At 70.9% G+C, this 19830-nt stretch carries 21 protein-coding genes; 12 read left to right on the forward strand and 9 right to left on the reverse strand.

Going from position 1 to position 19830, the window contains the following annotated elements; all coding sequences use genetic code 11:
* The first annotated feature begins 134 nt into the window (after positions 1–134).
* A complete protein-coding gene (locus DXK32_RS09885; RefSeq protein ID WP_247877080.1) occupies positions 135–1373 on the forward strand; it encodes a pentapeptide repeat-containing protein in 1239 nt (412 codons plus the stop codon).
* A gap of 83 nt (positions 1374–1456) precedes the next feature.
* On the opposite strand, the gene DXK32_RS33435 is transcribed toward DXK32_RS09885, so the two are convergent.
* The 5 genes from DXK32_RS33435 to DXK32_RS09910 all read right to left on the reverse strand — a co-directional run bounded on the left by DXK32_RS33435 (position 1457) and on the right by DXK32_RS09910 (position 7404).
* A complete protein-coding gene (locus DXK32_RS33435) occupies positions 1457–2866 on the reverse strand; it encodes a heme biosynthesis protein HemY (RefSeq protein ID WP_114858357.1) in 1410 nt (469 codons plus the stop codon).
* Positions 2863–4740, reverse strand: a complete 1878-nt coding sequence (locus tag DXK32_RS09895) for a COG4223 family protein (RefSeq protein ID WP_114858358.1) — start codon at positions 4738–4740, stop codon at positions 2863–2865. Before DXK32_RS09895 ends, DXK32_RS33435 begins: the two co-directional genes overlap by 4 nt.
* 62 nt (positions 4741–4802) lie before the next feature.
* Complete coding sequence (locus DXK32_RS09900; protein WP_114858359.1) at positions 4803–5558, reverse strand: uroporphyrinogen-III synthase; 756 nt, start codon at positions 5556–5558, stop codon at positions 4803–4805.
* Between the two features lie 12 nt (positions 5559–5570).
* The gene (gene hemC, locus DXK32_RS09905) at positions 5571–6497 is read right to left on the reverse strand and encodes a hydroxymethylbilane synthase (RefSeq protein ID WP_114858360.1); all 927 of its coding nucleotides are present in this window, start codon (positions 6495–6497) and stop codon (positions 5571–5573) included.
* Between the two features lie 55 nt (positions 6498–6552).
* Entirely contained in the window at positions 6553–7404 is an 852-nt protein-coding gene (locus DXK32_RS09910) for a class I SAM-dependent methyltransferase (protein ID WP_114858361.1), read from the reverse strand.
* Between the two features lie 76 nt (positions 7405–7480).
* On the opposite strand from DXK32_RS09910, the gene tsaD reads away from it, so the two are divergent.
* The 5 genes from tsaD to DXK32_RS09935 all read left to right on the forward strand — a co-directional run bounded on the left by tsaD (position 7481) and on the right by DXK32_RS09935 (position 11230).
* Positions 7481–8554, forward strand: coding sequence for a tRNA (adenosine(37)-N6)-threonylcarbamoyltransferase complex transferase subunit TsaD (gene tsaD / locus DXK32_RS09915; RefSeq protein WP_114858426.1), 1074 nt, complete (start codon positions 7481–7483; stop codon positions 8552–8554).
* Between the two features lie 13 nt (positions 8555–8567).
* The gene (locus tag DXK32_RS09920; RefSeq protein WP_114858362.1) at positions 8568–9035 is read left to right on the forward strand and encodes a GNAT family N-acetyltransferase; all 468 of its coding nucleotides are present in this window, start codon (positions 8568–8570) and stop codon (positions 9033–9035) included.
* 83 nt (positions 9036–9118) lie between these two features.
* Positions 9119–10129, forward strand: a complete 1011-nt coding sequence (locus tag DXK32_RS09925) for an NAD(P)H-dependent glycerol-3-phosphate dehydrogenase (protein ID WP_114858363.1) — start codon at positions 9119–9121, stop codon at positions 10127–10129.
* A gap of 386 nt (positions 10130–10515) precedes the next feature.
* On the forward strand, positions 10516–10800 hold the full coding sequence (locus DXK32_RS09930; RefSeq protein WP_114858364.1) for a YciI family protein: 285 nt from the start codon (positions 10516–10518) through the stop codon (positions 10798–10800).
* Between the two features lie 16 nt (positions 10801–10816).
* Positions 10817–11230, forward strand: coding sequence for an EVE domain-containing protein (locus DXK32_RS09935; RefSeq protein ID WP_035669391.1), 414 nt, complete (start codon positions 10817–10819; stop codon positions 11228–11230).
* A 45-nt stretch (positions 11231–11275) separates the two neighbouring features.
* Here DXK32_RS09935 and DXK32_RS09940 read toward each other — a convergent pair whose 3' ends face one another.
* Positions 11276–11626, reverse strand: a complete 351-nt coding sequence (locus DXK32_RS09940; RefSeq protein ID WP_114858365.1) for a hypothetical protein — start codon at positions 11624–11626, stop codon at positions 11276–11278.
* A gap of 311 nt (positions 11627–11937) precedes the next feature.
* Here DXK32_RS09940 and acs point away from each other — a divergent pair, with 311 nt between their 5' ends.
* Positions 11938–13878 (forward strand): acetate--CoA ligase, encoded by a 1941-nt coding sequence (gene acs, locus DXK32_RS09945; protein ID WP_114858366.1) that lies wholly within the window; start codon positions 11938–11940, stop codon positions 13876–13878.
* 69 nt (positions 13879–13947) lie between these two features.
* Here the strand turns inward: acs and DXK32_RS09950 are convergent, their stop codons facing one another.
* From DXK32_RS09950 to DXK32_RS09960, 3 genes are all read right to left on the reverse strand, one after another.
* Positions 13948–14304, reverse strand: a complete 357-nt coding sequence (locus tag DXK32_RS09950) for a hypothetical protein (protein WP_041810823.1) — start codon at positions 14302–14304, stop codon at positions 13948–13950.
* 80 nt (positions 14305–14384) lie between these two features.
* Positions 14385–14870 (reverse strand): thermonuclease family protein, encoded by a 486-nt coding sequence (locus tag DXK32_RS09955; RefSeq protein ID WP_114858427.1) that lies wholly within the window; start codon positions 14868–14870, stop codon positions 14385–14387.
* Positions 14871–15048: 178 nt separating this feature from the next.
* On the reverse strand, positions 15049–15264 hold the full coding sequence (locus DXK32_RS09960) for a DUF1674 domain-containing protein (RefSeq protein WP_114858428.1): 216 nt from the start codon (positions 15262–15264) through the stop codon (positions 15049–15051).
* A gap of 153 nt (positions 15265–15417) precedes the next feature.
* Between DXK32_RS09960 and htpX the strand changes: the two genes are divergently transcribed.
* The 5 genes from htpX (at position 15418) to DXK32_RS09980 (ending at position 19736) form a co-directional block, all read left to right on the forward strand.
* The gene (gene htpX / locus DXK32_RS09965; RefSeq protein WP_114858367.1) at positions 15418–16308 is read left to right on the forward strand and encodes a zinc metalloprotease HtpX; all 891 of its coding nucleotides are present in this window, start codon (positions 15418–15420) and stop codon (positions 16306–16308) included.
* Between the two features lie 26 nt (positions 16309–16334).
* A complete protein-coding gene (locus DXK32_RS32080; RefSeq protein WP_162801128.1) occupies positions 16335–16478 on the forward strand; it encodes a hypothetical protein in 144 nt (47 codons plus the stop codon).
* A 152-nt stretch (positions 16479–16630) separates the two neighbouring features.
* Positions 16631–17563 (forward strand): exopolyphosphatase, encoded by a 933-nt coding sequence (locus DXK32_RS09970; RefSeq protein ID WP_114858368.1) that lies wholly within the window; start codon positions 16631–16633, stop codon positions 17561–17563.
* 8 nt (positions 17564–17571) lie between these two features.
* Positions 17572–18321 (forward strand): hypothetical protein, encoded by a 750-nt coding sequence (locus DXK32_RS32085; RefSeq protein ID WP_162801129.1) that lies wholly within the window; start codon positions 17572–17574, stop codon positions 18319–18321.
* 86 nt (positions 18322–18407) lie between these two features.
* Entirely contained in the window at positions 18408–19736 is a 1329-nt protein-coding gene (locus DXK32_RS09980; RefSeq protein ID WP_114858369.1) for an RsmB/NOP family class I SAM-dependent RNA methyltransferase, read from the forward strand.
* The last annotated feature ends 94 nt before the right edge of the window (positions 19737–19830 follow it).

Below are 19830 nucleotides of genomic sequence, written 5' to 3' on the forward strand. Positions count from 1 at the left end.
GCCGGCCCCGCGTCCCGCGCCCCCGCCGCCCGAACCGTCGGGTGGCGGCAGCGAGATTTCGCAGGCCGACATCGACGCGCTGTTCGCCTGAGGCGCCGATGGCGAACGACGGCTCCCACAAGTCCCGGATACGCTTGAGCCAGGAGCAGCTGGACCGGGTGTGCGAGCGCCATGTCCGCTTCACCGAGGGGCGGCCCAACGGCGCCCGCGCCAACCTGCCTTTCTTCGACCTGACCGGACTCGACCTTTCGGGCCGCAACCTGACCGGCGCGCATCTGTCCGGCGCCATCCTGCGCGACGCCCGGATGCGCGGCACCATCCTCGACCACGCCGACCTCTACGGCGCGGACCTGCGCGGCGCCGACCTGTCGGAGGCGCGGCTCTACCGCACCGACATGCGCGGCGCCAACGTGCGCGGCGCCATCCTGGACGGCGCGGTGATGGTGGAGGTCGACCTGCGCGACGGCAGCGTCGCCAACCGCAGCGCGTCGGGCGAGCTGAAGGTGATCGGGTTCGAGCCGGGACCGGCGGACATGGCCTCGGCCAAGCTGACCAACGCCGACATGGCGCGGGCCAAGCTGTCGGGCAGCTTCGCGCGGGCGGCCGACTTCACCAACTCCCGCCTGTCCGGCGCGCGGCTCCAGCGCACCGACCTGCGCGACTGCAACTTCTCCGGCGCCGACCTCCAGGGGGCGGACCTGAACGGCGCCGACCTGCGCGGCGCCATCCTGGACGGCGCCAAGGTGTCGGAGCTGGACCTCGTCACCTCCATCCGCACCGACGAGGAGGCCGTGGCCGCCGCCCAGGCGCCGCAGCCTTCCCCGGAACCGGACGAGGAGCCGGCGGCCGAGCCCGCCCGCCCGGCGATCGCGGCGGCGGAGATCGAGGTTCTGCTGCACCAGCACCTGCTGTGGCTCGGCACCAGCGGCCAGCAGGGTCGCCAGCTCGACCTGACCGGCCTGAACCTCGACGGGGTGGACCTGTCGGGCAAGGTGCTGACGCTCGCCAAGGGCTCGGGCGTGCGGCTCCGCCACGCCCGGCTGACCGGCGCGCAGCTCCAGGCGGCCCAGTTCGACGGCGCCGATCTGCGCTCCGCCGATCTGCGCGGCGCCGACCTGCGCGGCGCGAAGCTCGACCGCGCGATCCTCATCGACGGTTGCCTGGACGGGGCCAATCTGGGGATGCTGCTGATCAGCGCCGGGGCGAAGATGATGCGCGCCTCGCTGGTGCGCGCCCGCATGGCCGGCGCCTCGCTCAGCGCCACGAACATGAAGGGCTGCGACCTGACGCTGGCCGACCTGACCGGCTGCGACCGCAGCGGCGCGATCTTCGACGAGGCCATCCTGGACGGCGCCCGGCTGGGCAACGCCTAAGGGTTTCCCCTTTCCGCAAAAGAAAAAGCCCCTTCCCGGCGGACCGGGAAGGGGCTTTCGGCGTGATGCGACCGGCCTGGGGCTCAGGTCGCTCCCTGGGGGGCGATCTGTCCTCCGGGAGCGACGCCCGGCTGGCCGGTGACCGGCTCCGTCGCGTGGTGGGCGATGGCCGTCGGGGCCGACTCCGGGCTCATCAGCGACATGCTGACGGTCGGGGTCTTCCATTCCAGGCTGTCGAAGGCGCCGCAATGGCCGCACAGGCCGCCCCAGCTCGGGCTGACCGCGTTGCAGGCGGTGCAGGTCCAGGCCGCGTCCGCCGGGGCGTTGGCCGCCTGGGCCAGCCAGGCGCGCGCCGCCTCCTCGTCCTGCCGCTCCGCCCGCTCCAGCTCGGCCAGGAGCTGGAAGACGCGGCGCGACGGCCGCATCTCCAGCGCCTTGGTCAGATGGGCGCGGGCCTCGCCCCACAGCTGGGCGTCGAGGGCGGCGCGGGCCACGGCGAGCAGCGACTCGACGTCGTTGGGGGCGTGGTTGCGCAGCTTCTCGAACATCTTGACCCGGGTCATCGGGTCGTAGCTCGACACCACCTCGCGGTAGGCCGAGGTCAGGTCCGGGTGCGGGTTGACGCGCCAGCAGCGCTCGATGGTCTTGGCGGCGTTCCGGTGCTTGCCGATGGCCATCTGCAGCCGCGCCGCGCGGGCCGCCGCCGGGACGAAGCCGGACAGCAGGTCGTGCGCCGCCTGGGCGTGCGACAGGGCCGAGTCGGACCGGCCGCGGCGCTCCGCCTCGAAGCTGCGCTCCAGAAGCAGGGTGGCGCGGTGGCGGCGGCCGTCGTCGGGGTTGATGGCGCCGGCCTGGACGGCCTGCTGCAGCGTGCCTTCCGCCGCCGCCCATTCGCCCGAGCGGGCTTCCAGGTCGTACAGCGTGCCGAGCAGCCAGGGCGTGTTGGGCTGGAGCGACTGGGCGCGGCGGGCGAGCTGCAGCGCCTCCACCCGGTCACCGGCCTTCAGCGACTGCGTCAACAGGCCGCGCAGGCCGAGGAAGGCGGTCTCCGGCCGGTCGAGCATCGCGGTGAAGTATTCCTTCGCCGCGCGGTCGTCGCCCTGGAGCTGGGCGGCCTGGGCCGACAGCAGCATGGTCAGCGGCGGCTCGTTGAGCAGCCCGTCGGCCTTGCGCGCCATCTTGCGGGCGGTCGTGGCGTCGCCGGCGGCGACGGCGACCATGCCGCGGGTCAGCGCCTGATAGCCACGCTCGCGCCGGCGCGACCGGCGGTAGCGGCCGAAGTTGCGCGGCGCGCCGAGGATGGCGCGGCCCAGCCGGTAGAGGACGATGCCGGCCGCCAGGGCCGCCACGCCGATCAGGATGGCGATGCCGATGCCGGTCTCGACGACGTAGCCCTGCCAGTTGATGGCGAGGGTTCCGGGATGGTTGGCCAGCCAGACCGCGATCGCGACGACGATGGCGACCTTGATGATGAACCAGATGGCGCGTGTCATTGGGCCGCTCCCTTGACCCCGGCGGACTGCGAGAGCAGGCCGATGGCGCGGTTGGTGAGCTGCTGGCCGGCCTCGTTGGCGGCCAGACGGGCCTTGGCGTCGGCGATCCACGGGGCGGCGACCTGCGCCGCCGGGCCCTTCAGGGCCGCCAGCTCCTTGACCGCGCCGCCGAGGTTGCCGGCCTGCAGCGCGGCCTCGGCGCGGGCGACCACCGCCGAGGCGCCGTCGCCGACCGCGTCGCCGCCCGAGCGGCGCACGGTGACCAGCGTGGCGATCTTGCCGGTGACCTGCTCCACCCAGTCGTTGCCCTCGCCCTGGTTGTCGGCGCGCACGATGTCTGAGGCCATGGCGGAGAAGCGGTCGGTGAGCTGCGGCTGCGTCGGCACGCCCTTGGCGGCGTAGCCGGCCACGGCCTCCAGCGGCTGCGTCACCTGGGCGTCGCCCGACGCCACGGCGCGGACGGCCTGGAGTTCCTGCTGGAACGGCTGCCCGGCGGCCAGGGCGGAGCGGAGCTGCCCGGCGGCGAGCACCAGCGTCTGGGCGGCGGTGGCGGCGTCGCGGCGGGTTTCCACCGCCTGGTTGACGGTGGACAGCTCCTGCTTCAGCGCGTCCACGTCCTGGCGGATCTGCCCGGCGGCCTGGACCTCGCTGCCGACCGCGTCGACGCGCTGCTGGACCTGGCCGAGCTGCTCGGTCAGCTGGGCGATGCGCGGGTCGGGCTCGGCCGGAGCGGCGGCTGCGGCGGCCTGAGGACGTTCCTCAAGCTGCTGGATGCGGGCGGCGAGCTGGCCGACGGCGTTGTCCAGCGTCTGCTGGTCGATGCCGGAAGCGGCCGCGTTGCCCTCGGCCGGGGCGGCGGCGGGGCGCTGCTCCAGCTTGGCGAGGCGCTCGGTCAGTTGTTGGATCTGGTTGCGCAGGGCCGGATCGGGCTGCGCCGCCGGGGCGGCCGCGGACGGGGCGGCGGGACCGCCGGCGGTGGGCCAGCCGGGAACGCGCGGGCCCCACCAGGGCTGCGACAGGGCGGCGGCGCCGACCAGCAGGGCGATCAGCGACACGGCGGTGGCGAAGCCGGCGCCCGACTTGCGCTCCTCGCGCGGCGCCTCGTAACGCGGCGGCTCGTAGGAGGAGGTCGTGTAGGCGGAAGCGGGGGGCTCCACCGGCGGCGGCGTCTCGCTCTTGACCTCGTCCGACGTGAAGGGGGCGGCCTTGAAGGGATCGGCCTTGGCCTCTTCCTTGCTCTCTTCGGAGCGGATCTCCTCGCCCTTGATCGTCTCGGCCTTCACGTCGCCGCCGGGCAGGGTGTCGGCGGCGCCCGGAAGAGTGTCCGCGGCGGGCGGCAGGGTGGCGGGCGGCAGGTCCGTGGCCGGCACCGGGCCACCGCCCGGCAGCGTGTCGGCGCCCGGCAGGGTGTCCTCGGCCTTGACGGACTCAACCTTGGTGGGCTCGGCCTTGAACGGCTCTGCGCCTTCGGAAAGGGGAGCGATCGGCGTGATGACGGGAGCGTCCGGCGGCGGCAGCGGCATCACCGAGCCGGCGGCGTCGGGAGCGTTGCGGTCCTCGCTCGGCGTGGCGGCTTCCAGGTCGGCTTCGCTCAGCTTGATCCGGTGCTTGGCGGCGGAGGCGCGGAGGTCGGCGTGGCGGGCCAGCGGAATGGCGCCGCGCTTCTTCCAGCCCTGCACCGTGGTGACCGGGATGTCCAGCTTGTGGGCCATGGGGCGGATGCCGCCGAAGCGTTCGATGATGCGTTCGACGGCGGGGCCGCCGGGCACCTGGTTCTGGTCGGCCAACGGGGTCTGGTTGGGCGTCTGGTTCTGGTCGGACGGCGTGTGGCCGTTCGGGTCAGCCTCGTGTTCGGAGCCTGGGCGAGAGGTCATTGGGTGCCTTCTGGTCGCAGTTGTTCTCAACGAACGCCACACAAGCCCCCAAGCGGATGCGCTCAAGCCCGGCCCGTGCCGCCGGACGGGTCCGGCAGCAGGCCGAGCAGAGAGTCCTGCTCCGGCCGTGGCGCCACCCGTACGTTCTGCCACGGTGTCACTCCCAGCTCACCGTACGCGCGGGCAGCCTCCGCGACCGCGGGGCTGAGGCAGAGCGCGTCCACTGTACGACAGCGGTCGATGAGCCCGGCCTCGGCGACAAGCCTAACAAACGAACGGGCGGTACGGGGAGAGAAAAACAACACGGCGTCCAGTGTTCCCGTACGCAGCAGCGCCGCCGTGCCGTCCGACAGCCGCGCGCTCGGAACGGCGTCGTACAGCGTTTCCCGCAGGATGGAAAATCCGGCCTCGCCCAGCATGGCCGACAGGTCGCCGGCGAGCTTGGTTCCTGCGACATGAAGTAGCGGACCCGCAGCCGCGCTACAGCGCCGGCGCACCAGATCGGCCAGCGCGTACACGTCGCCGGACGCGCTTTCAACCCGCGTGAAACCGGCCGCGCGGGCGGCGGTCGCGGTGGCGTCGCCGACCGCATAGACCGGACGGTCAAGCCGGCTCGTACGTCTGGTGTAGCCCCGTACGCCGTTTGCGCTGGTGAAGAGGAGGGCCTGTACGTTTCCGACGTCCGGCTCCGGCCCGTCCAGCCAGCGGATCTCCAGCATCGGCTCCGCCGACACGATGAAGCCCTGCGCGCGCAGACGGGCCGACAGAGGCTCGGAATCCTCCGCCGGACGGGTGACCAGGAGGTGGGGGGCCGCCATCGCCGGCCGCCGTCAGCTCTTGAAGAAGTCGGGCGGCAGGACCGCCTTGATCTCCGCCCCGGCGTCGGCGCCTATCGCCGCGGCGTCGGCGGCGCTGCCGCTGCGCTCGGCCCGGAAAACCTGCCGGCCGTCGTTGGACAGCACCTTTGCCTTCAGGTGGAGCCGGTCGCCGTCCAGCGTGGCCAGCCCGGCGATGGGGGTGCGGCAGGAGCCGTCGAGCATGGCGAGCAGCGCGCGCTCGGCCGTCACGCGGGCCGTGGTGGCGGCGCAGTTCAGCGGGGCGAGCAGGGCGCGGGTGGCGTCGTCGGCGCTGCGGATCTCGATGCCGATGGCGCCCTGGGCGACGGCGGGCAGCATCTCCTCATGCTCCAGCACGGCGGTGATGCGGTCGGTCAGGCCGAGGCGGCGCAGCCCGGCGAGCGCCAGCAGGGTGGCGTCGACCTCCCCGGCCTCCAGCTTGGCGAGGCGGCTCTGCACGTTGCCGCGGAAGGGCACGACGGTCAGGTCGGGCCGCCGCTCCAGGATCTGGGCCTGACGGCGCAAGCCCGCGGTGCCGACGACGGAGCCGGCGGGCAGCGTGTCCACCGTGTGGCCGCCGCGCGAGAAGAAGGCGTCGCGCGTGTCCTCGCGCGGCAGGAGCGTGGAAATCTCCAGCCCGTCCGGCATCCAGGTCGGCACGTCCTTCATCGAATGGACGGCGAGGTCGGCGCGGCCGTCGAGCAGCGCGTCCTCCAGTTCCTTGGTGAACAGGCCCTTGCCGCCGGCCTCGGCCAGCGTGCGGTCCAGGATGCGGTCGCCGGTCGTCTTGAAGACGACGATCTCGATGGCGCCGGGGGCGGCCAGATGCGGGTGCGCCGCGATCAGCCGGTCGCGGGTCTCGTGGGCCTGCGCCAGCGCCAGCGGGCTGCCGCGCGTGCCGATGCGGAGCGGTTGGGTCATGGGGCCAGTGTTCTAGGCGATCCACCGCGCTTTGCAAGCCCTGGTGACGCGCGCGCTACTCTTTGGTGAGGGGGGAGGCGCGGCGCGCCGTGACCACCATGCGGCGGCTGTCCACCGTCCAGGGGGCATCCTCGAAGTCGCCGGCCAGCCGTTCGATGGCGAATCCGGCGCCCTCCAGCATCAACTCCAGCTCGTAGCGGAAGATCATCCGCCAGGTGAAGCCGTACTCGGTCACCACGATCTTGCCGTCCGGCAACAGCTCGTCGTACCAGCCGTAAATGCGCTGGCACTGCCCCTCGTCCAGGCGGGTGGCCAGGCTGTTGCGGATGTAGCGGTTGCCGCTGTGCGGGCTGCGCCGCGGCTCCGACGGGCTGGGCTTGGTCTCGGCGTCCATCGGCATGGTCAGCGGGTTCATCACATCCAGCGCCAACACGCCGCCCGGGGCCAGATGGGCGGCGGCGGCGGCCAGGACGCGGCGCTCCGCCGTCAGGTCGGGGATCAGCATCAGCACGTTGAAGGGAATGATGGCCAGCCGGAAATCCCGCACCGGCAGGTCCAGCGCCGCGGCGTCCTGCCGCACCATGTGGACGCGGTCCCGCACCTCCGGCGCCTCGCGCGCCAGCTTGGCGCGAAGCTGGTCGAGCATGGCGTCGGAGACGTCCACCGCCCACACCGCGTGTCCGGCGCGGGCCAGCGGGATGGTCAGGCGGCCGGTGCCGCAGCCGATCTCCAGGATCGGACCGCCGGTCTCCGCCGCGCGCTCCGTGTAGAAGGGCACGTCGCCCAGCATGCCGAGCCGGGCGAGCGTCGCGGCGTTTTCCGCACGCGCCTCGCCGATCTCCAGCGACGGGTAATCGCCGTCGTAATAGACGATGCTGGCGTCGTGGTCGGGGACGTCCTTGTTCATGGAAGGGGAAAGTCCTGAAGAATCCGGGTCAAGACCCTATACCAGAGCGGTGGAGACGGCTAGTTTGACGGCCATCATGATCGTTCTTGGAATCGAAACGAGCTGCGACGAGACGGCGGCGGCCATCGTGACCGACGCGCGGGAGATCCGCGCCGACGTGGTGCTCTCGCAGCTGGACGACCACACGCCCTATGGCGGGGTGGTGCCGGAAATCGCCGCGCGCGCCCATCTGGAGCATCTGGACGGGCTGATCCGCCGCGCCATGGCGGAGTCCGGGCTGGGCTTCGCCGACATCGACGCCGTGGCGGCGACCGGTGGGCCGGGGCTGATCGGCGGGGTGATCGTCGGGGTGATGACCGCCAAGGCCATCGCCGCGGCGCGCGGGCTGCCCTTCGTCGCGGTGAACCATCTGGAAGGCCACGCGCTGACCGCCCGGCTGACCGACGATGTGCCCTTCCCCTACCTGCTGCTGCTGGTGTCCGGCGGGCACTGCCAGCTTCTGGTGGTCGAGGGGGTGGGCCAATACCGGCGGCTCGGCACCACCATCGACGACGCGGTGGGCGAAGCGTTCGACAAGACGGCCAAGCTGCTCGGCCTCGGCTATCCCGGCGGGCCGCTGCTGGAGAAGGCGGCGGCGCTGGCGACCAATCCGGGCCGCTTCGACCTGCCGCGCCCGATGGTCGGACGCCCCGGCTGCGATTTCTCCTTCTCCGGCCTGAAGACCGCGGTGCGGCGCCATGTCGAGGAGCTGGGAACGCCCCTCTCGGCGGAGGATCAGGCCGACCTCGCCGCCGCCTTCCAGACCACGGTGGCCGAGGTGATGGCCGACCGCTGCGCCCGCGCCATGCGCCGGTTCAAGGAGATGCACCCGCAGGGCGGCGCCCTGGTGGTGGCCGGCGGCGTGGCGGCCAACAAGACGCTGCGCGCCCGCCTGCAAAAGCTCGCCGACCGCGAGGCCATGCCCTTCGTGGCGCCGCCGCTGCGGCTGTGCACCGACAACGCGGCGATGATCGCCTGGGCGGGGATCGAGCGCTTCCGGCTGGGCCAGACCGACCCGCTGGACTTCGCGCCGCGCCCGCGCTGGCCGCTCGATCCGACCGCCAAGCCGGCCATCGGCAAGGCCGGGGTCGGCTCCGGCGTGAAGGCCTGAGGATGATCCTGCCATGGCCCTGACCTTCCGCACCGCCCGGCGCGAGGACGTGCCGGCGATCGTCCGGCTGACCGCCGACGATGCCCTGTCCACCGGCGGCGACGTCTACAGCGAACCGCTCGACCCGCTCTATTGGGACGCCTTCGACCGCATGGCGGCGCAGCCGGGCAATTCCATCGTGCTGGCGGAGTTGGACGGGCGCATCGTCGGCTGCTTCCAGTTCACCGTCACGCACGGGCTGGCCCGCCGGGGCGCGGCGCGGGCGACGGTGGAAGCGGTGAAGGTGGACGGCGCGCTGCGCGGCCAGGGGATCGGCAGCGCCATGATGCGGCACGCCATCGCGCTGGCCCGCGCCGAGGGCTGCGTGATGGTGCAGCTGACCAGCCAGACCCGGCGCACCGACGCCCACCGCTTCTACGAGCGGCTGGGCTTCCGGGCGAGCCATGTCGGGATGAAGCTCATGCTGACGCCGGAGGCGTGACCGTCCGGGTTGCGGACCGGGAACGCTCCGCCTAAACAGGCGGGCAAACTCTTCAAGACACATCCAAAAATCGGGGGGCATCCATGGCGGCAACGGACTTCCGGCGCATCGGCGTAATCGGTGGCGGGGCCTGGGGCACGGCGCTGGCTCTGGCCGCCCTGCGCGCCGGGCAGGAGGCCCTGCTGTGGGCGCGCGAGCCGGCGGTGGTCGAGTCGGTCAACGCCGGGCGGGAGAACCGCGATTATCTGCCCGGCGTCACCTTGCCCGCCGAACTGCGCGCGACCGGCGATCTGGCCGGGGTTGCCGCCTGCGACGCCATCCTCCTCGTCACCCCGGCCCAGCATCTGCGCAGCGCCTGCGCCGGCCTCGCCGCCCATCTGCGGCCGGGCACCCCGCTGGTCATCTGCGCCAAGGGGATCGAGCTGGACAGCCATGCCCTGATGAGCGAGGCGGCGGAGGCCGCGCTGCCGGCGGGGACGCCGCTGGCCGTGCTGTCCGGCCCGACCTTCGCGGCGGAGGTGGCGCGCGGCCTGCCGACCGCGGTGACGCTGGCCTGCGCCGACGCCGCGCTGGGCGGCCGGCTGGTCGAGGCGCTGGGCAGCCGCACCTTCCGCCCCTACCTGTCCGACGACGTGGTCGGCTCGCAGATCGGCGGAGCGGTGAAGAACGTGCTGGCCATCGCCTGCGGCGTGGTGGAAGGCCGCAAGCTGGGCGACAACGCGCGGGCGGCGCTGATCACCCGCGGACTGGCCGAGATCACCCGGCTGGCCTTGGCGCTCGGCGGGCGGCCGGAGACGCTGATGGGGCTGTCGGGGCTGGGCGACCTGACGCTGACCTGCTCCAGCCTGCAATCGCGCAACATGTCGCTGGGCGCCGCCCTCGGCGCCGGCCGGACGCTGGCCGAGGTGCTGGCGGAGCGCCGCTCCGTCGCCGAGGGCGTCTACACCGCCGCCGCGGTGGTCGGGCTGGCCGGGAGGAAGGGCGTGGACATGCCGCTGTGCGCCGCCGTGGACGCGATCCTGAACCGCGGCGCCGGGCTGGACGCGACGATCGACGGGCTGCTGTCGCGGCCCTTCCGCGAAGAGGGGCGCTGAGAGGCGGGCGGTTCGGCCGAATTCGGAATGGTTGCAAGATCGGATGGGTTGTGCGAGGCTTCGCGCCTTCACATTCGGAGTCCGTTCCATGTTCGCCCCGCCGCACCCGTTCGCCCTGCTGGCGCTTCGCGCCGCCGCATTGCTGGATGCCGGGCGGATGATCGCCGCCCGACGGAGCGGGGACGGGCGAAAACAGCGCGGCGCCTGAGCGAAGCCGCCGCGACACCGACCCTGCGCGTCCCAGGCGCCCGCCGCCGCTGCGCGCGCCCTTCCTCTGGCTGCACCGCTGACTCCTCCCCGTCCGTGGAAGGCCGCGCGTCGCGGCACCTTCCGCGGCGGTCGCGGCTGCGCTAGGCTCCCGCCCGACCGAACGGAAGGGGTTCCCCATGCTGTACATGTTCCATTGCACCGACAAGGCCGGCGCCGCCCAGGTGCGGGCCGACAACCGCCCGGCCCATCTGGCCTATCTGGAAGCGCACGCCGACCGTCTGTTCGCCGCCGGCCCGCTGCTGTCCGACGACGGCCAGGGCATGGCCGGCAGCCTGCTGATCGTGGAGTGCGCCGACGAGGCCGCCGCGAAGGACTTCGCCGCCAACGACCCCTACGCCCAGGCCGGGCTGTTCGAGAATGTGGAGATCCGGGCGTGGCGCCGGGTCTACCCGAAGTCCTGACCGGGGGCGGACGGCGATGGCCCGCTGGCTTCTGAAGTCGGAGCCCTTCAAATATTCGTGGGAGCGCATGGTTGCCGACGGCACCACCCATTGGGACGGCGTGCGCAACCATCAGGCGTCGAACAACCTGAAGGCCATGAAGGTCGGCGACCGCGCCTTCTTCTACCACTCGAACGAGGGGCTGGAGGTGGTCGGCGTCGTCGAGATCGCGCGGGAATACTACCCGGACCCGAGCGACGAGGCGGGCCGCTTCGGCATGGTCGACGTGCGGGCGCTGCTGCCCGTGAAGACGCCGGTCACGCTGAAGACGATGAAGGCCGACCCGCTGCTTCAGGGCATGGCCCTGGTCAAGCAGTCGCGCCTGTCGGTCTGCCCGGTGTCGGACGCCGAATGGGCGCATGTCTGCGCACTGGCCGGGATCGAGGCGTGAGGGTCGGTTCGATCGGCTGAAAGCGCGGCCGTCCGCGGCGGCGGATCACTCCGCCGGTTCGTGGATGGCCGCCTGGAAATCCTGCGTGGCCTGAAGCATTCGGCGGGCCAGCGCCTGCATCTCCGCCGCGGCTCCGGCGAAGCCCGCGTCTTCCCCGAACGGCGCCAGAGCGGCCGAGCCGGACGCATCCAGTTCGGCCAGAGACGCCGTGCGCAGGGCGGCGTCGATCACCATCAGGCTGGTGCGGCTGCCCATCTCCGACAGGCGTCCGGCCAGCTCCAGGCCCTGTCCGGCACCGCCGCCAGTCGTGCCGTCTCCGGTGGTGCCGTTTCCGGTGGTGCCGTCCGCGCTGGTCGTGCTGGCCATGCCGGTGCCCTGCTGTTGGGTGAACGCCATGCACGCTAACGATGCGCCGGTTAAGACCGGGTTAAGCGGCTTGCCGAAGGGCGTCATCATGCTTTCGTATTATGCGCGACAAATAGTCGCGCTGTCGTGTCGTCGCGGATGCCGGTGAATTCAAAAGAACGGGCGGTGCGCTGCAACAAAGTGGAACCGAAAGCCCCGATGGAGAGGACGGACAATCAGCCGTTCTGCTTGTGGTGACGGGAACTTGTGTGGATAATGTCCCGCAACAGGGGCGGCAGGAAGCCGCTCCCCAACAGCCCTTCAGGGCGTAACCAGAAGCACTACGGGGGAATCGCGAGCCAATGTCCGACAATTCGTTTTTTCCTGTTAAGCCGGAAATCGCCAAGACCGCTTACGTGGACGAAGCCGCCTACGCCCGCCTGTACGAGCAATCGATCAACGATCCGGAAGCCTTCTGGGGCGAGCAGGGCAAGCGCATCGACTGGATCAAGCCGTACACCAAGGTGAAGGACGTCAGCTACACCGGCGACGTCCACATCAAGTGGTTCTACGACGGCACGCTGAACGTCTCCGCCAACTGCGTCGACCGCCACCTCGCGACGCGCGGCGACCAGACCGCCATCATCTTCGAAGGCGACGATCCGGGCGTTTCCAGGCACATCACCTACAAGGAACTGCACGAGCAGGTCTGCCGCCTCGCAAACGTTCTGAAGAAGAACGGCGTCAAGAAGGGCGACCGCGTCACCATCTACCTGCCGATGATCCCCGAGGCCGCCTACGCCATGCTGGCCTGCGCGCGCGTCGGCGCCATCCACTCCATCGTGTTCGGCGGCTTCTCGCCGGACAGCCTGAAGGACCGCATCGTCGACTGCGACAGCCACTTCGTCATCACCTCCGACGAGGGTCTGCGCGGCGGCCGCAAGGTTCCGCTGAAGGCGAACGCCGACAAGGCTGTCGCCGCGGCGCCGGGCGTCAAGCATGTGCTGGTCGTCAAGCACACCGGCGGCAACGTCGCCTGGACCGAGGGCCGCGACCTCTGGTACCACGAGGAGATCGCGTCGGTCTCCGCCGATTGCCCGCCGGAGGAGATGAGCGCGGAGGACCCGCTGTTCATCCTCTACACCTCGGGCTCGACCGGCAAGCCGAAGGGCGTGCTGCACACCACCGGCGGCTATCTCGTCTACGCGTCGATGACCCACCAGTACGTCTTCGACTACAAGGACGGCGAGGTCTACTGGTGCACGGCGGACGTGGGCTGGGTCACCGGCCACAGCTACATCGTCTACGGCCCGCTGGCCAACGGCGCGACCACGCTGATGTTCGAAGGCGTGCCGACCTACCCGGACATCTCCCGCTTCTGGCAGGTGGTGGACAAGCACAAGGTCAACATCTTCTACACCGCCCCGACCGCCATCCGCTCGCTGATGCGCGAGGGCGAGGGGCCGGTGAAGAGCACCTCCCGCTCCTCGCTGCGCATCCTGGGGTCGGTGGGCGAGCCGATCAATCCGGAAGCCTGGCTGTGGTACTACAACGTGGTCGGCGAGGGCCGTTGCCCGATCGTCGACACTTGGTGGCAGACCGAGACCGGCGGCATCCTGATCACCCCGCTGCCGGGCGCCATCGGCCAGAAGCCGGGTTCGGCGACCAAGCCGTTCTTCGGTGTCAAGCCGGTCGTCGTGGACAACGACGGCAAGGAGCTGGAGGGCGAGACGGAAGGCAACCTCTGCATCGCCGACAGCTGGCCGGGCCAGATGCGCACGGTGTTCGGCGACCACGAGCGCTTCGTCCAGACCTACTTCTCGACCTTCGCGGGCTACTACTTCACCGGTGACGGCTGCCGCCGCGACGCGGACGGCTACTACTGGATCACCGGCCGCGTCGACGACGTGATCAACGTGTCGGGCCACCGCATGGGCACGGCGGAAGTGGAGAGCGCTCTGGTCGCCCACCCGAAGGTCGCCGAGGCCGCCGTCGTCGGCTACCCGCACGACCTCAAGGGCCAGGGCATCTACGCCTACGTCACGCTCAACGCCGGGGAAAGCCCGACGGAAGAGCTGCGCAAGGAGCTGGTGGCCTGGGTGCGCAAGGAGATCGGCCCGATCGCCTCGCCGGACCTGATCCAGTGGTCGCCAGGCCTGCCGAAGACCCGTTCGGGCAAGATCATGCGCCGCATCCTGCGCAAGATCGCCGCGAACGAGCACGACAGCCTGGGCGACACCTCGACGCTGGCCGATCCGACCGTCGTGACCGACCTGATCGAGAACCGCATGAACAACGCCTGACCGCGGCGTTCATCGGATCCTGTCACCGGACCGGGGGCCTTCGCGGCCCCCGGTTTCGTTTTGGGGCCGTTATTTGGGAGCGGTGTCCGATCCGCCGGAGGCGCCGCTGCCGGATTGGGTCTTCACGGACTCGGCGGTGCCGGGTTTCAGGCCGGACTCGCCGCTCGCCGCGTCGGGGACGGAGCCGATGCGCCCCTGCGCGCGGGTCTCCGCCGCGTTCTTCTGCTTCTCGGTGCGGCGCTCGCCCAGAGTCGGGTCCTGGGCGCCGGTCGATTCCATCCAGGCTTCGCCCTGGGACGGCGGGGCGGCGCCGAGTCCGCCCTCCATCGTCTTGGCGTCCTGCGCCACGGCGGCGCCGGACAGGGCGAGGCTGGCGGCCAGCAAGGCGATGGCGCCGGGGACGTAAGACGAGGCCTGGGTCGTCATGGTTCGCTCTCCTCCTTGGTGGGAGGGGCAACAGCGGAGCGAGACGGCGGGTTCCCGACTCACCCGTTGGTGGAGCCGGGTTAGCCCATGCCCGTCCCGTCGCACCAGGGCTGGCGCCGTTCGCCGTGATAGGGGCGGGCGAGCCCCGCCGCGATCAGCGCGGCCGACAGGTCGGCGCCTCCGCCGGTCAGCACGCGGGCGTGCACCCGTCCGCCGTACTTGTCGGGCTGGACGTCGAGCAGCCGCACCGGGGCGGTCCCGATCAGGCGGCGCGCGTGGTCGCGGGCGGTCTCCGCCAGTTCCCGCTCACGGGGGCAGCGGGCGCGCATCTCCGGCGCGTCCAGCCCATCCACCCGGACGTGGGTTTCCACCACCTGACCCAACCAGATGGTGGCGCGCACCAGCAACGTGTCGCCGTCCAGAACCTCCAGCACCTCCGCCGGGATCGGGCCGGGGAGGGCGGGCAGAGCAGCCTGGACGGTGCCGGCCAGCAACGTGGAAAGAAGCGCCAGCCAGAGCCCGGCGGAGCGGGGTGGGCATGGGGTGATGGTCTTGGGTGATCCCATGGCGGGCGATCCCATGGCGCGGCCTCTCCGGGCACCGGTCCGCGAAGGGGCGAACCGGTCACAGAGTAGCGCGCGAACCAGAACACATCAAGCACAACCTAGGTATTGTGTCCTGAATGTATATGTGTTCAATTCGCCGACGGGATTATAAAGGTAGGCTGTCCTAAGGGGTGCCGGCTTAGAAATCCGAGCATCGGCCCTTGAACTCCCAATCGCCGAAGCGGGTCGGCTCCGGCCCCTGCGGGCCGCCGATCTCGCCGGGCATCTGCTCGGGTCCCTTGGCGCCTTCCCCGGCCTTGGCGTCCGGGGTCCGGGCCTCGTCGGTCTTCGTCGCCTCGGAGGCGGGCTTCGCGGCGTCCTGCGGTCCCGGTCCGGTGGTCTTCGTCTCGGTCATGGCCGTCCTCTGGGGTCGGGTGCGGTGCTTGGCCATCTTGAACGATGCCTTCCGCCAAGCCCATATCACCAGACAGGTCCGGCGGAAAGCCCCGCCGGGCCGTCTCGTCCAACCAACAGTGACACCGTCCAGAAGATTGCCCGGAACATCGCCATGACCAGCTATGTGAAGACCACCATCCTCCTCGCCGGCCTGACCGCCCTGTTCATGGGCATCGGCTATCTGATCGGCGGCAAGGGCGGCATGATGATCGCCTTCGTCATGGCGCTGGGCATGAATCTGTTCAGCTACTGGAACTCCGGCGACATGGTGCTGTCCATGTACGGCGCGCGGGAGGTCGACGCCTACACCGCCCCCGAATATTACGGCATCGTCCAGCAGCTGGCCGAGCGCGCCGGCCTGCCGATGCCGCGCGTCTACATCATGGAGAACGACCAGCCCAACGCCTTCGCCACCGGGCGCAACCCGGAGAACGCCGCGGTCGCCGCCACCACCGGCCTGCTGCGCCTGCTCAGCCCGGAGGAGGTCGCCGGCGTCATGGCCCACGAGCTGGCCCATGTGAAGAACCGCGACACGCTGATCATGACGATCACCGCGACCATCGCCGGCGCCATCTCCATGCTCGCCAACTTCGGCATGTTCTTCGGCGCGTCGCAGGGCAACAGCCAGAACGGCCAGGGCGGCAACCCGCTGGGGCTGATCGGCGGCATCCTGATCGCCATCCTGGCCCCCTTCGCCGCGATGATCGTCCAGATGGCGATCAGCCGTACCCGCGAGTACGAGGCCGACCGCATCGGCGCGGAGATCTGCGGTCGCCCGCTGTGGCTGGCCGACGCGCTGACCCGCATCCACAACTACGCCCACCAGATCCCGAACTACGCGGCGGAATCCAACCCGGCCACGGCGCATCTGTTCATCGCCAACCCGCTGCACGGCCGCAGCCTCGACAGCCTGTTCTCGACCCATCCGAACATGGAGGAACGGGTCCGCCGCCTGCGCGGCATGGCCGGCCCCTCCTTCATGCCGCGCAGCCCCTGGGGGTGAGCCCGCCACGTCCATCGCCCGATCGGATGGGTGGTGAAGCCGGGGGCAAGATCGACGCGGATTTCACGGATTTGGGCACGGATTTCACGGAATTCCTGATCCGTGCCTCATATCAGCCGCAACCGGACCAGCCGCACTGGTTCGAGCAATTCCGTGAAATCCTGTTGTGATCCGTGAAATCCGTGTCGATCTTGCCCGCCTTCGCCGGACGCCGCGTTCAGACGGGCGTTTCCGGGCCGGACGGTTCGCGGTTGCACGCCGAAAGGTGCAAGTCTACTTTCCCTCCGCTTGCCGATTGTGGGGCGCTCAGGGGGAACACCGCATGTCCGACGTCACGAAATACCGCCTCGTCACCCGGTCCGACTTCGACGGGCTGGTCTGCGCCGTGCTCCTGAAGGAGCTGGGCATCCTCGACGAGATCAAGTTCGTGCATCCCAAGGACATGCAGGACGGCAAGGTCGAGATTTCCGACCGCGACATCACCACCAACCTGCCCTATGTGCCCGGCGTCCACCTCGCCTTCGACCATCATCTGTCGGAGACGATCCGCGTCGGCAAGCGCGACAACCACGTCATCGAGGCCGACGCTCCCTCTGCCGCCCGCGTCGTCTACAATTACTACGGCGGCAAGGAGCGTTTCCCGACCATCTCCGACGCGATGATGGCCGCGGTCGATCAGGCCGACTCCGCCCAGTACGGCATCGAGGACATCCTGAAGCCGCAGGGCTGGGCCCTGCTGAACTTCATCATGGACGCGCGCACCGGCCTGGGGCGCTTCCGCGATTTCCGCATCTCCAACTATCAGCTGATGATGGAGCTGATCGACTATTGCCGCAGCCATGGCATCGACGAGATCCTCGCCCTGCCCGACGTGAAGGAGCGGGTGGACCTCTACACCGAGCATGAGGCGAAGTTCTCCGACCAGCTCGCCCGCTGCAGCACGATCCGCGGCAACGTCGTGGTCATCGACCTGCGGCGGGAGGAGACCATCTACGCCGGCAACCGCTTCATGATCTACGCCATGTATCCGGAAGCGAACGTGTCGATCCATGTGCTGTGGGGGCTGAAGCAGCAGAACACGGTGCTGGCCTGCGGCAAGTCGATCATCAACCGCAGCTCCAGGACCAACATCGGCCCGCTGATGCTGGAGTACGGCGGTGGCGGACACGAGGCCGCGGGCACCTGCCAGGTGGACAACGACAAGGCCGAAACGGTGCTGGAGGAGATCGTCGGGCGCATGCGCGCCGACGGCTGACGGGAATCGTGCCGGACCTGTTTCTCGACAAGACCCCGCTGTTCGAGGCGGGGTGGCTGAGCGTTTCCACCGCCACCAGCCGGGATGACGTGCTCCTGCGCATCGCCGAGGCCGAACGCCGTGCCGAGGCGGCGCTGGAGCAACTCGGGCGGACGCTGACCCAGGGCATTGCCGCGCCGGACCGCGACCGGCGCATCGACGCCCTGCTGGCGCTGGAGACGCGCGGCATTCCCGCCTCCGGCGTTGCCGCGGACGGGGCGGTGGAGCGCGTCATGATGGAGGTCGGCTTCCGCAAGCGCGACCTGATGCCCCGTTTCCACGAACTGGCCGAGCATTGCCGCGCTGTCCACCGCCGCGCCCTGGCGATGGCGCGGGACGCCCGCTGGGCGCTGATGCTGGAGCGCGCCGCCGCCGACCCGGGCGGGCCGTCCAGCCCGATCCAGGGAGCCGGGACCCGCTACGTCAAGAGCGACCGCTACGACGCCCGCGCGGCGCGCAGCCTGCCGCCGGACGACCGCGTCCGCGCCGACCGTTTCCTCAAGCGGCTGGGCGAGGCCCCGGTGCCGCCGGAGCTGGAGCTGAGTCCGCTGGCGGGAACGGGGCTGGAGGGGACGGCGCTGTGGGCGATGAAGGCCGGCAACGGCAACCGTTTCATCCTGCGCCGGGGCGAGCTGCGCGGCGTCGCCTGCTTCTTCGTCGAGGACGTCGGCCCCTATCCCGACCACGAGGGCGGACGGCGGGGCGCGCTCGCCCGCTGAGGCGCCCCGCTGAGGGAGCCGGAATCCGTTCGGCCCGGCGCTGCGGCTACTCGACACCCGCCGTCCGGCGCGCTACATCCAGCGGCATGTCCGACGCCTCCCTTGCCGCGCGCTCCGCCGCGCTCGATCTTCTGCGCGACGTGCTGCGCAAATCCATTCCCTTCGACGATGCGTTCGACGCGCATCCGGAGTTGCGCGGGCTCGACCCGCGCGACCGCGGCTTCGTGCGGCTGCTGACCGCCACCGTGCTGCGCCGGCTCGGCCAGATCGACGCGCTGATCCAGGGCAGTCTCGCCAAGCCGGGCCTGCCCAAGGCCACCGTGCACGACATCCTGCGGCTGGGCGCGGCCCAGCTCGTCTTCCTCGGCACGCCCGCCCACGCCGCCGTCGACACGGCGGTGGAGCTGGCCGCGGCCAAGGGGGCGGAACCCTACAAGGGCCTGATCAACGCCGTCCTGCGCCGCATCGGCCGCGAGGGGGCGGAGCTGGCCGCCCAACAGGACGCCGGGCGCCTGAACACGCCGGACTGGCTGTGGCTGGCCTGGCGGCAGGCCTACGGCATCGGCCGCACCCGCGGCATCGTCGAGGCGCATCTGCACGAGGCGCCGCTGGACATCACCGTCAAGGCCGATCCCGCGGTGTGGGCCGAGCGGCTGGAGGCCCGGCTGCTGCCCACCGGCACGCTGCGCCGCGCCGCCGGCGGCAACCTGACGGAACTGCCGGGCTTCGCCGAGGGCGCCTGGTGGGTTCAGGACCTCGCCGCCTCGCTGCCGGCCAAGCTGTTCGGCGATCTGGCGGGCAAGAGCGTCTACGACCTGTGCGCCGCCCCCGGCGGCAAGACCGCGCAGCTCGTCGCGCAGGGCGCGCGGGTGACGGCGGTCGACCGCTCCGCCAAGCGGCTGGAGCGGGTGCGGGAGAATCTGGCCCGGCTGAACCTGTCGGCGGAGGTGCTGGCGACCGACGCCGCCACCTGGATCCCCGACCAGCCCGCCGACGCGGTGCTGCTCGACGCCCCCTGCTCGGCCACTGGGGCGATCCGACGCCATCCCGACATCCTGCGCGTCAAGACTCCGGAGGACATCGGCAAGCTGGCCAAGGCGCAGAGCCGCCTGCTGGCCCACGCCGTCGATCTGGTGAAGCCGGGCGGAACGCTGGTCTACTGCACCTGTTCCATCCAGCCGGAGGAGGGCGAGGCGCAGATCGACCGCATCCTGGCCCGCGACAAGCGGGTCGAGCGCCTGCCCATCACGCCGGCCGATCTGGGTGCCGATCTGGGTGGCGGCCATGCGGGGGATGGCAATTTGGCCGAGTTGATCAACGAGCGCGGTGAGGTACGATCCCTGCCGGGCATGCTCGGGGACCTCGGCGGCATCGACGGGTTCTTCGTGGCACGGCTGCGACGGCTGCACGATTAGGGCACCACCGGCTTGCGGGGGTCGAGGCGAATTTGATACGACAACAGGATGCATCCCCCCGATCGCCCGAATGCCTTCAGCGAAGCGCCGGCCA

This window comes from Azospirillum brasilense (genome assembly GCF_003349955.1).
GTDB classification, from domain to species: Bacteria; Pseudomonadota; Alphaproteobacteria; order Azospirillales; family Azospirillaceae; genus Azospirillum; species Azospirillum brasilense_B.

Excerpts from the sequence above, each read along its gene's own strand:
- DXK32_RS09935 (WP_035669391.1), top strand. The coding sequence starts at position 10,817 with ATGGCCCGCTGGCTTCTGAAGTCGGAGCCCTTCAAATATTCGTGGGAG.
- htpX (WP_114858367.1), top strand. The coding sequence starts at position 15,418 with ATGACCAGCTATGTGAAGACCACCATCCTCCTCGCCGGCCTGACCGCC.
- DXK32_RS09955 (WP_114858427.1), bottom strand. The coding sequence starts at position 14,870 with ATGGGATCACCCAAGACCATCACCCCATGCCCACCCCGCTCCGCCGGG.
- DXK32_RS09980 (WP_114858369.1), top strand. The coding sequence starts at position 18,408 with ATGTCCGACGCCTCCCTTGCCGCGCGCTCCGCCGCGCTCGATCTTCTG.
- DXK32_RS09950 (WP_041810823.1), bottom strand. The coding sequence starts at position 14,304 with ATGACGACCCAGGCCTCGTCTTACGTCCCCGGCGCCATCGCCTTGCTG.
- tsaD (WP_114858426.1), top strand. The coding sequence starts at position 7,481 with ATGATCGTTCTTGGAATCGAAACGAGCTGCGACGAGACGGCGGCGGCC.
- DXK32_RS09940 (WP_114858365.1), bottom strand. The coding sequence starts at position 11,626 with ATGGCGTTCACCCAACAGCAGGGCACCGGCATGGCCAGCACGACCAGC.
- DXK32_RS32080 (WP_162801128.1), top strand. The coding sequence starts at position 16,335 with ATGGGTGGTGAAGCCGGGGGCAAGATCGACGCGGATTTCACGGATTTG.
- DXK32_RS33435 (WP_114858357.1), bottom strand. The coding sequence starts at position 2,866 with ATGACACGCGCCATCTGGTTCATCATCAAGGTCGCCATCGTCGTCGCG.
- DXK32_RS09895 (WP_114858358.1), bottom strand. The coding sequence starts at position 4,740 with ATGACCTCTCGCCCAGGCTCCGAACACGAGGCTGACCCGAACGGCCAC.
- DXK32_RS09910 (WP_114858361.1), bottom strand. The coding sequence starts at position 7,404 with ATGAACAAGGACGTCCCCGACCACGACGCCAGCATCGTCTATTACGAC.
- hemC (WP_114858360.1), bottom strand. The coding sequence starts at position 6,497 with ATGACCCAACCGCTCCGCATCGGCACGCGCGGCAGCCCGCTGGCGCTG.
- acs (WP_114858366.1), top strand. The coding sequence starts at position 11,938 with ATGTCCGACAATTCGTTTTTTCCTGTTAAGCCGGAAATCGCCAAGACC.
- DXK32_RS09920 (WP_114858362.1), top strand. The coding sequence starts at position 8,568 with ATGGCCCTGACCTTCCGCACCGCCCGGCGCGAGGACGTGCCGGCGATC.
- DXK32_RS09930 (WP_114858364.1), top strand. The coding sequence starts at position 10,516 with ATGCTGTACATGTTCCATTGCACCGACAAGGCCGGCGCCGCCCAGGTG.
- DXK32_RS09970 (WP_114858368.1), top strand. The coding sequence starts at position 16,631 with ATGTCCGACGTCACGAAATACCGCCTCGTCACCCGGTCCGACTTCGAC.
- DXK32_RS09925 (WP_114858363.1), top strand. The coding sequence starts at position 9,119 with ATGGCGGCAACGGACTTCCGGCGCATCGGCGTAATCGGTGGCGGGGCC.
- DXK32_RS09900 (WP_114858359.1), bottom strand. The coding sequence starts at position 5,558 with ATGGCGGCCCCCCACCTCCTGGTCACCCGTCCGGCGGAGGATTCCGAG.
- DXK32_RS09960 (WP_114858428.1), bottom strand. The coding sequence starts at position 15,264 with ATGACCGAGACGAAGACCACCGGACCGGGACCGCAGGACGCCGCGAAG.